Origin of the sequence: Pseudomonas sp. BF-R-19, assembly GCF_019956445.1 — a bacterium.
Lineage (GTDB): Bacteria > Pseudomonadota > Gammaproteobacteria > Pseudomonadales > Pseudomonadaceae > Aquipseudomonas > Aquipseudomonas fluorescens_BH.
In genome coordinates this window covers 1-9,648 of sequence record NZ_JAHBDN010000119.1, presented here as the reverse complement: position 1 = coordinate 9,648, position 9,648 = coordinate 1, and the positions used below count along the sequence as shown (strand labels likewise).

8 protein-coding genes and 1 pseudogene are annotated in these 9,648 nt (G+C 59.2%); 4 read left to right on the top strand and 5 right to left on the bottom strand.

The genetic code is table 11. From position 1 onward, the window contains the following. A pseudogene (locus KGB28_RS30485) lies at nt 1-176 on the top strand (LysR family transcriptional regulator); the annotation flags it as partial. Nucleotides 177-278: 102 nt separating this feature from the next. On the opposite strand, the gene KGB28_RS30480 reads toward KGB28_RS30485, so the two are convergent. Next, the gene (locus tag KGB28_RS30480) at nt 279-1,142 is read right to left on the bottom strand and encodes a LysR substrate-binding domain-containing protein (protein ID WP_223449140.1); all 864 of its coding nucleotides are present in this window, start codon (nt 1,140-1,142) and stop codon (nt 279-281) included. Between the two features lie 109 nt (nt 1,143-1,251). Between KGB28_RS30480 and KGB28_RS30475 the strand changes: the two genes are divergently transcribed. The 3 genes from KGB28_RS30475 (at nt 1,252) to KGB28_RS30465 (ending at nt 4,182) form a co-directional block, all read left to right on the top strand. Further along, on the top strand, nt 1,252-2,361 hold the full coding sequence (locus KGB28_RS30475; RefSeq protein ID WP_223449139.1) for a 2-aminoethylphosphonate--pyruvate transaminase: 1,110 nt from the start codon (nt 1,252-1,254) through the stop codon (nt 2,359-2,361). Nucleotides 2,362-2,529: 168 nt separating this feature from the next. Then, complete coding sequence (gene phnX, locus KGB28_RS30470; protein ID WP_223449138.1) at nt 2,530-3,357, top strand: phosphonoacetaldehyde hydrolase; 828 nt, start codon at nt 2,530-2,532, stop codon at nt 3,355-3,357. A gap of 255 nt (nt 3,358-3,612) precedes the next feature. Then, nucleotides 3,613-4,182 (top strand): cytochrome b, encoded by a 570-nt coding sequence (locus KGB28_RS30465; RefSeq protein ID WP_223449137.1) that lies wholly within the window; start codon nt 3,613-3,615, stop codon nt 4,180-4,182. 15 nt (nt 4,183-4,197) lie between these two features. Here KGB28_RS30465 and KGB28_RS30460 read toward each other — a convergent pair whose 3' ends face one another. The 4 genes from KGB28_RS30460 to KGB28_RS30445 form a co-directional block, all read right to left on the bottom strand. Beyond that, a complete protein-coding gene (locus KGB28_RS30460) occupies nt 4,198-5,124 on the bottom strand; it encodes a 1-aminocyclopropane-1-carboxylate deaminase/D-cysteine desulfhydrase (RefSeq protein WP_223449136.1) in 927 nt (308 codons plus the stop codon). A gap of 168 nt (nt 5,125-5,292) precedes the next feature. Then, on the bottom strand, nt 5,293-7,332 hold the full coding sequence (locus tag KGB28_RS30455; protein WP_223449135.1) for an NADPH-dependent 2,4-dienoyl-CoA reductase: 2,040 nt from the start codon (nt 7,330-7,332) through the stop codon (nt 5,293-5,295). A gap of 250 nt (nt 7,333-7,582) precedes the next feature. Continuing rightward, nucleotides 7,583-8,230 carry a hypothetical protein gene (locus tag KGB28_RS30450; RefSeq protein ID WP_223449134.1) on the bottom strand — a complete coding sequence of 216 codons (648 nt, stop codon included), beginning with the start codon at nt 8,228-8,230 and terminating at the stop codon, nt 7,583-7,585. A 613-nt stretch (nt 8,231-8,843) separates the two neighbouring features. Beyond that, nucleotides 8,844-9,560, bottom strand: coding sequence for a hypothetical protein (locus tag KGB28_RS30445; protein ID WP_223449133.1), 717 nt, complete (start codon nt 9,558-9,560; stop codon nt 8,844-8,846). Nucleotides 9,561-9,648 lie beyond the last annotated feature (88 nt).

Sequence of the window (9,648 nt, the reverse complement as noted above, 5' to 3'; positions counted from 1 at the left end):
GGATTGGGGTGGGCGTGGTGTCGGCTGCCGAGTTTGGTGCGGATTCGCGGGTGTGTGCGTTGCCGATTACCGATTGCAAACGCAGGCTGACTGAAACCCTGGTGTGCTTGCGTGAGCAGAGTTCGCGGCGGGTGGTGGCGACTTTTCTTGAGATGGTGCGTGAGAGCCTTGTATAGGCAGGTTCGGCCCCTTCGCGAGCAAGCCCGCTCCCACAGTAGATCTGAGGTGCACACAAAACCCTGTGGGAGCGGGCTTGCTCGCGAAGGCCGCGCCTCGGTCTACCTGACGGGCGCCAACCCAAAAAACGCTTGAATCAATCGTAAATCCCGCCGCCGCTCCATGCAGCCGATCATGTGCCGATTCACCAACCCCTCGCCAATGATCGGTACCGCTGCCACCCGTGGGTCATGGCTCACCTCCACCGACGACACCACCCCCACCCCCAGTTCGGCGGCCACCGCCTCGGTCACCGCTTCGCGGCTGTCCAGTTCCAGCAACACCCGTGGATTGACCCTGGCCAGGGCGCAAGCCTCATCGAACGTGCGCCGGGTAATCGAACTCGGTTCGCGCAGCACCATGATCACCTGATCCAGTTCCTTGAGCTGCACGCCTTTGGTTTTCTGCGCCCAAGGATGCCCATCGGGCACCAGCGCGCAAATCCGTGACTCGTTCAGCGCCTGCAGATGCAGCCCCTTGCGCGGCTCGACTTCGGTCAGCACCGCCACATCGGCATGTTCGGACAACAACGCCGCCAGGGTTTCCTGGGCATTGCCCAACCGCAGGTTCACCGTGATCCCGGGATAGCGAGCGCGCAGGCTGGCGAGCATCGGCATGACCATGTGCGGACCATCCGCTGCCACCTCCAGGCGCCCGGTCAGCAATTGCCGGTTGGCTTCGAGCATCACCTGCGCCTCTTCGGCCAGGCCGAACATCGCCCGGGTGATTGCCGCCAGTTTGGTGCCCTCCTCCGTCAGTTCCACGCGTCGGGCGGTGCGACGCAGCAGAGTGATCTGGTAGTGCTCCTCCAGGGCCTTGATGTGCCCGGTAACCGCCGGCTGGCTGATGAACAGCCGCGCCGCCGCCCGGGTAAAACTGCCTTCCCGGGCCACGGCATCGAAGGCGCGGAGCTGGAACAGATTCATGAATAACCCTCACTGATGGCTGGCATAACAATAAACAATTTGATTGATAACACGGCAAATTGCAATTTAGGCACCAACGCTTCATCCCATCGATTGCGAGGACACGAGAATGAGTACTGCCGAACCCATCCTGCTCACCCCCGGCCCGTTGACCACGTCGCCCCGCACCCGTCAGGCGATGATGATCGACTGGGGTTCATGGGATGACCGCTTCAATCAACTGACCGCCAGCCTCTGCGAGCAACTGCTGGCCATCATCAACGGCGCCGCCACCCACCACTGCGTGCCCCTGCAAGGCAGTGGCACCTTCGCGGTCGAGGCGGCGATCGGCACGCTGGTGCCTCGGGACGGCAAGATTCTGGTATTGATCAACGGCGCCTACGGCAAACGCCTGGCGAAAATCTGCGAAGTGCTCGGTCGCTCCTTCAGCACTTTCGAAACCGCAGAAGACGAACCGACCACCGCCGCCGACGTCGACCGCCTGCTGCGTGCCGATCACGGCATCACCCACGTCGCCCTGATTCACTGCGAAACCAGCACCGGCATCCTCAATCCGCTGCCAGAGATTGCCCAGGTTGTTGCGCAACACGGCAAGCGCCTGATCATCGACGCAATGAGCTCCTTCGGCGCGCTGCCGGTGGACGCGCAACAGGTGCCCTTCGACGCACTGATCGCCGCCTCGGGCAAATGCCTGGAGGGCGTACCGGGCATGGGCTTTGTCTTCGCTCGCAAAGAGTCCCTGGCCAGCGCCGCCGGTAACTCGCACTCACTGGCGATGGACCTTTGCGACCAGCACGCCTACATGGCCAAGACCGGCCAATGGCGCTTCACCCCGCCGACCCATGTGGTCGCCGCGCTGCACGAAGCCCTGCTGCAATACAACGAAGAAGGTGGCTTGCCCGCTCGGCACGAACGCTACGCCGCCAACTGCCAGGCATTGATGGAAGAGATGGGCAAACTGGGGCTGCGCAGCTTCCTGCCGGCGGCTATCCAGGCACCAATCATCGCCACCTTCCACGCCCCAAAAGATCCGCGCTACCAGTTCAAGGAGTTCTACGAGCGGGTCAAGGCCAAGGGTTACATCCTCTACCCCGGCAAACTGACCCAGGTCGAAACCTTCCGCGTCGGCTGCATCGGCCATGTCCAACCAGCCGAAATGCGCGAAGCGGTGGCGGCGATTGCTGAAGTGTTGCGCGAGATGGAAGTGTTAGAGATCTAACCCACACCGTATCCCCCTTGTGGGAGCGGGCTTGCTCGCGAAGAGGGTCTGGCATTCAACATTTATGTCGACTGATACACCGCCTTCGCGAGCAAGTCGAATCGTCGCACCGCCGCTCCCACCAAAAGCAGCTCCCCTATTAGCCAGTTGCCACAGGACTTTATTACCATGAACTACACCAACCCAACCAAACTGCAAGCCGCCATCCTCGACTGGGCCGGCACCGTGGTCGACTTCGGCTCCTTTGCCCCGACGCAGATTTTCGTCGAGGCCTTCGCCGAGTTCGACGTCCAGGTGTCCATCGAAGAGGCCCGTGGCCCGATGGGCATGGGCAAGTGGGACCACATCCGCACCCTGTGCGATCAGCCGCAAGTTGCCGAACGCTATCGCGCCGTGTTCGGCCGCACGCCGACCGACGATGACGTCACGGCGATTTACCAACGCTTCATGCCGCTGCAGATCGAAAAAATCGCCGAGCACTCGGCGCTGATTCCGGGGGCGCTGGAGACCATCGCCAACCTGCGCCAGCAAGGGATCAAGATCGGCTCCTGCTCCGGCTACCCGAAACAGGTCATGGACAAAGTAGTCGAACTGGCTGCCACCAACGGCTACGTCGCCGATCACGTGGTCGCCACCGACGAAGTCCCGAATGGCCGCCCATGGCCCGCCCAGGCACTGGCCAACGTCATCGCCCTGGGCATCGACGATGTCGCCGCGTGCGTGAAGATCGATGACACGGTGCCGGGCATTCTCGAGGGTCGCCGCGCCGGCATGTGGACCGTGGCGCTGATCTGCTCGGGCAATGCCCTGGGCCTGGACTACGAAGGTTATCGCGCCTTGGGCTGCGACCAACTGGACAGCGAGCGCAAGCGCATCCACGCAATGTTCGAAGGTTCGCGCCCGCACTACATGATCGACACCATCACTGATCTGCCGGAAGTGATCGCCGACATCAACAAGCGACTGGCCAACGGTGAAATGCCGCAGTCGAGCTAAAAAACGCAACTCCCCCCCTGTAGGAGCGAGCTTGCTCGCGATGGTCGCCAACGATGACGCATACCCACTGGGTAACCGCGGCATTCTTGAGACCATCGCGAGCAAGCTCGCTCCTACAGTTTTTTCTGTCTACTACCCGAACCAGAGCATCCAGCGGCCAATCGCCTCAGGCAAACCCGGTGAAACAGGATTACAGTTAGAGCACACCGTCGGACAAGAACGGTGGCTTTAAACCGGACCTCTGAGGAACACTGTATGCCGTGGAAAAACTCCGAATCGCGCTACAGCACCGTATCGATCGCGCTGCATTGGTTGATGCTGGTCCTGCTGGTGCTGGTTTACGCCTGTATCGAGTTTCGCGGGCTCTTTCCCAAGGGCAGTGGCGGGCGCACGCTGATCGTCGAATCACACTTCATGCTCGGCCTGACCGTATTCGTTCTGGTCTGGCTGCGATTGTTCGCCCGCAGCTTCGGCCCGGCGCCGCAGATCTTCCCGGCCTCGCCGCACTGGCAAACGACGCTGGCCAGGCTGATGCACTGGGCGCTGTACATTTTCATGATCGTCACGCCGATTCTCGGCTGGCTGGTCACCAGCGCCAAGGGCAATCAGGTGATGTTCTATGGTGTCGACCTGCCGATGCTGGTAGCGGAAAACAAAGACCTGGCCAAACAACTCCAGGGCTGGCACGAGCTGGGCGGCACTATCGGCTACTGGCTGATCGGCCTGCATGCCGTGGCCGCGCTGTATCACCATTATGTGGTGGGAGATAACACCTTGCTGCGGATGATGCCCAAGCGCGTGAACCGCGACTCCCCAGACCAATGAATTCCAATGTGGGCTTCAGGCTTGTGAATCAAATCCCCGCCGCCCCTGCAAGCCGCCCGTGTGGACGAAGATCAGCCGCGTGCCACGGGCGAACTTGCCCACCGCGATTTGTTGTTTGAGGGCCATGAGTGCCTTACCGGTGTACAGCGGCTCCAGTGGAATATTTCCCGCCTGCTCCGTCTGTTCGATAAAGTCGAGCAGCAGCGGATCAACCTTGGCAAACCCGCCGCGACTGGCCTCGAACAGCTCATACGCCGCATCGACCACACCCGCTTCCTGCACGATCCTCTCGACCTGCTGCGCCACCCCATGATCGTCAGGCACCGCCAGGGCACCGTACGCCGGATGATCCCCCGCCTCGCCCAGCACCAGGCCGGCCAGTGTCGTGCCAGTCCCGCAGGCCAGCCACCAGCCGTCGTAGTCGCTCCAGCCCAAGCCCTCCAATTGCGCGCAAACACTGTCCCGCAGCTGCGTGCAACCCAGGGCGCCAGGCAAACCACCGCCCCCTTCCGGCACCGGATGCAACGTCGGATAGCGGGTTTGCCATGGTTGCCAGAAGCCCGCTTCATGCCTCGCTCGATAGCCTGCGTAACCCAGCCAGTGCAACTGCATGCCGAATGCCTGCAAGTCTTTGACCGTCGGGGTTTCCTGAGGATGCCCGCGCAACAGGCCGACGGTGGAAAAGCCGAAACGCTTGCCCGCCGCCGCCAACGCGTGGAGGTGATTGGAGTGCGCGCCACCGAGACTGATGATGCCTTCGGCACCCAAGCGTTCGGCAGCTTTCAGGTGTTCGATGAGCTTGAACCATTTGTTGCCGCTGATCAGCGGGTCGATCTGGTCCAGGCGCAGGATCGCCACTTCGATGCCGGCGGTGGTGAGCCAGTCGAGATCAAAGCGTTCGAGTGGAGCCTTGGGTAGCCAGGTGGGTGGAGGGAGAAGCATTGACGCCGGATCCGAGTAGGGAACAGGCATCTTAACAGCCTTGAGGGCGCCTTCGCGGGCAAGCCCGCTCCCACAGTAGTTTCGCGCTGCTCACAAAATGCATGAACAACTCAGACCCTGTGGGAGCGAGCTTGCTCGCGATGGCCATTGGCAAGCTTGACCTGCCTGTTACAACTGCGCCGCCAACCGCGAACCCTGATTGATCGCCCGCTTGGCATCCAGTTCTGCCGCAACATCCGCACCGCCGATCAGGTGCACGCTCTGCCCTGCCGCCTCCAGGCCTTCATGCAATTCACGCAGCGGGTCCTGCCCGGCGCAAATCACGATGTTGTCCACTGGCAGCACCTGCGGCTCGCCGGTGTCGCCGATGCGGATGTGCAGGCCTTCGTCGTCGATCTTCAGGTATTCAACGCTGTTGAGCATCTGCACCTGCTTGTTCTTCAGACCGGTACGATGAATCCAGCCGGTGGTCTTGCCCAGACCGTCGCCGACCTTGGACGTCTTGCGTTGCAGCAGGAACACCTCGCGGGCCGGGGCATGGGGCGCGGCCTTGATACCCGCGACACCGCCGCGCGCTTCAAGGTGCGTATCGATGCCCCATTCCTTCCAGAACGCGGCGCGATCCTGACTGGTGGCGACGCCTTCATGCACAAGGAACTCGGAGACGTCGAAACCGATACCGCCGGCACCAATCACCGCGACGCGCTTGCCGACCGGTTTACGCCCTAGGATCACGTCCAGGTAGCTCAGCACCTTGGCATTTTCCACCCCCGCAATGGCCGGCACGCGCGGCGCAATACCGGTGGCCAGAATGATCTCGTCGTAGCCGCCTTCGACCAGTTTGGCCACGTCGACTCGGGTGTTCAGGCACACCTCGACGTTGGTGGTCTGCAACTTGCGGTTGAAATAGCGAATGGTCTCAAAGAACTCTTCCTTGCCCGGAACGCGCTTGGCGATATTGAACTGACCGCCGATTTCGCTGGCCGAATCGAACAGCGTTACCTGATGACCACGTTCGGCGGCCACGGTCGCGGCAGACAAACCGGCCGGGCCGGCACCGACCACGGCGATTTTCTTCAGTTGCTGCACCGGCAGATAGTTGAGCTCGGTTTCGTGGCAGGCACGCGGGTTGACCAGGCAACTGGTCAGCTTGCCGCCGAAGGTGTGATCGAGGCAGGCCTGGTTGCAACCGATGCAGGTGTTGATTTCATCGGCGCGACCTTCAGCGGCCTTGTTGACGAAATCCGGGTCGGCGAGGAACGGCCGCGCCATGGACACCATGTCGGCATCGCCTTCGGCCAGGATCTGCTCGGCCACTTCCGGGGTGTTGATGCGGTTTGTGGTGATCAGTGGAATATTGACCGAACCACGCAGCTTGGCGGTGACCTTGCTGAAGGCCGCGCGCGGCACTTTGGTGGCGATGGTCGGAATCCGCGCTTCGTGCCAGCCGATGCCGGTGTTGATGATGGTCGCACCGGCCTGCTCGATAGCCTTGGCCAGTTGCACGATCTCTTCCCAGGTACTGCCGCCCTCGACCAGGTCGAGCATCGACAGACGGAAAATGATGATGAAGTTCGGACCCACCGCTTCACGCACGCGACGCACGATCTCCACCGGCAGGCGCATACGGTTTTCGTAGCTGCCGCCCCAGCGGTCGGTGCGGTGGTTGGTGTGGGCGGCGAGGAACTGGTTAATGAAATAACCTTCGGAGCCCATGATTTCCACGCCATCGTACTCGGCGGTTTGTGCCAGTACCGAGCAGGTGACGAAATCGCTGATCTGCTTCTCGATGCCTTCCTCGTCCAGTTCTTTAGGCTTGAACGGATTGATTGGCGCCTGGATCGCACTGGGCGCAACCTGTTTCGGGCTGTAGGCATAACGACCGGCATGGAGGATCTGCATGCAGATCTTGCCGCCCGCATCATGCACGGCACGGGTGACAATTCGGTGCTTGAGCGCCTCTTCTTCGGTCGTCAGCTTGGCCGCACCGGAATACACGCCACCCTCGTCGTTCGGGCCGATACCGCCGGTGACCATCAGGCCGACACCGCCACGGGCACGCTCGGCAAAGTACGCCGCCATGCGCTCGAAGCCACCCGGTTTCTCTTCAAGGCCAGTGTGCATCGACCCCATCAGGGTGCGATTGCGCAGCGTGGTGAACCCCAGGTCCAGCGGAGCCAACAAGTTCGGGTATTGAGCGGCGGTCATCGGAAACTCCACATCGAGCGATCACGGAAAGTGCAGGAGCTCTACGGCCCCCATCAGTCATGTTCGACAGACTAAGAGTCACGACGCTGTCGCTCAATGACCGTAACTGACAACTTAATGATCGAAGTGAGCAGCTACCACTCAAAACTAAAACGACCTTCCGGTGCAGGTCCGGGTTGAAACCTGCTCCAGGAAGGTCGCTACCTTTCGGACTCTGGATAAGCCCGCAAGGTTTACGCGCAGAACCGGCTTAACAGGCGCCTGCTACTGTCCGCGCAGGCGCAACGTAGTCGTCCTGTTGTTTCGCTCGCTGGGTCAACACCAGCATTGTCAGGAACCCGAGCGCAATCAGTACCGGATAAGCCATCAACAGTTCGGAGAGGGAATACTTCCAGGCCAAAGGACGTCCGACACCCAGCATGGCGGCATACATCCAGGACACTGCCGATAACGAGCCGCAGGCCAACGCCAGCATCCGTGCACTGAACCCGAGATTGAGCAAGGAGCCTGCCTTTTGCAGCGCTGGTAGTACCACTCGATGCAACAGGACGCCGTTGTAACTCAGCAACGCGACAATAATGACTTTGGCTTGAAGCTTTGGATTCATGAAGTATTCGACACCTTTATCAAGGTAATCGATACCAACGACAGCGACGCCCGTTACCCACAGGGCTATCAGTGCAACGATGACAGATCTTTGAAGACTTTCCATGTGAGCATTATCATGCTCAACGAATACTTTTCGCCTTAACAGGTTTCTAACCATAGCGACATCACTGGTCAACACCAAACCGATGGCCACACAACACGCCACCAAATGAACGTAAATAACGCCCAGACGCAAAAACTCCAGAAATTCTTTATTTTCCAGCAGACTCATAATGGTATTTATCGCCACGGTATTTTCTCCACCTTATTCGAGAGTACGGATCGACCACTTGACAGAATCTTTAATTATTAAAAATCCTGTACGACCTTACTTCTAAAAGATAAGCCAAATCATGGACTCGGCACTGTTAACCTCATTGACTCGCCTGGCAAGTCAATGACCGGCTGGTTTATCACCTCCATGAGTTTCAGATAAAAAATCCCCATGTGCATTCACTGCATTTGAGACTCGACTTCCACTTCTTTTTTGCGATTGCAGGGGCAGGTCATGACTGACGTGCTTAGGAATCAGAGGCCACAGACGATCCAATGTTCACTTCTTGAGCAAACCACCGACAAACGGTGCGTAGCGCAAGTGCGCCTGAAGCGACAGTAATGGGCCAACTTTCACTCTATGCCCCACCACAACTGGCCTGCTTGACTACATGCACTTCGACAACGGCTTATTGGATCCGCTAGTTGTTATACATCCCATAACATGCACAATAGCGAGCGACTCTCATCCAGAGCCAGCTTCAACTGCGTATCCCGCGATCATCCGGCCACCACTTCAAGCAGGCCGCAACGCAGGATCAATTGAATCAATCAGGGCGTGAATCAAGTTACTTAATCGTCATCTGTGGTCATGCCCAAAATCCAAAGTAAGCAAACGCCATAGTTGCAGCTAAACCCCACGCGGCCAATGCCATAACCGTTGAATTGTGCGGTAACCGGGATTCACTCAATCGCTGCCAACCGGACTTCGAAAACCTGGTGTGGTCATAACGGCAATACAGGATTGCCCGGTAAGTGTGTCGGATGCCTAGCACCAGAAACAGGCTGATCAGGCCAAGGACAAGTCCACGCGTAATAGCCGGATTAACCAATAGCGCAAGGTGATCCTCCTCGCAGGCAGCGCTATCGATTTCTTCAACGGTAATTCGCTGATCATCCGCCGAAGAGCGCTTTTGACCAATCTGGGTCGCCGCCTGTTGCTCTAGATCCAACGCCTGATACTTCCAGAGCGTTGACGATCCGTCTCGGCAGAAGGTAAACGCAGCAGGACTTGAGACGGCGATGATACAAGCGTCGTTGATGTCCAGTTTTTTCAGTGTTTCCGTGGCTGATCTGGTGAAATCCAGGTCGAAGAGTGGAGTAACCCCACTAGCAAAAGCCGCGACCGAAACCAATAGACTGCTCAAGACGCAGATGGCTGAAATGTTCAAGGCCGGGTTTCCTTTTTCCATTGTTTCTTTGATTTCGCAGTTCGGTTCCAACCTGCTTTGATGAGTTCCAGTACGCTGCTGGCACCCCGATAGCCAATGGGCAATTGAATGGAAGGAGAAAGGGAGGGCATCCATTGCCCTCCCCTCCGCTGTCCACGCTCCTTGCGACAGTACTGACCAGGACCTCAAGTGGCCAGAATGAAGTCCGTCTGATCAACGGCCG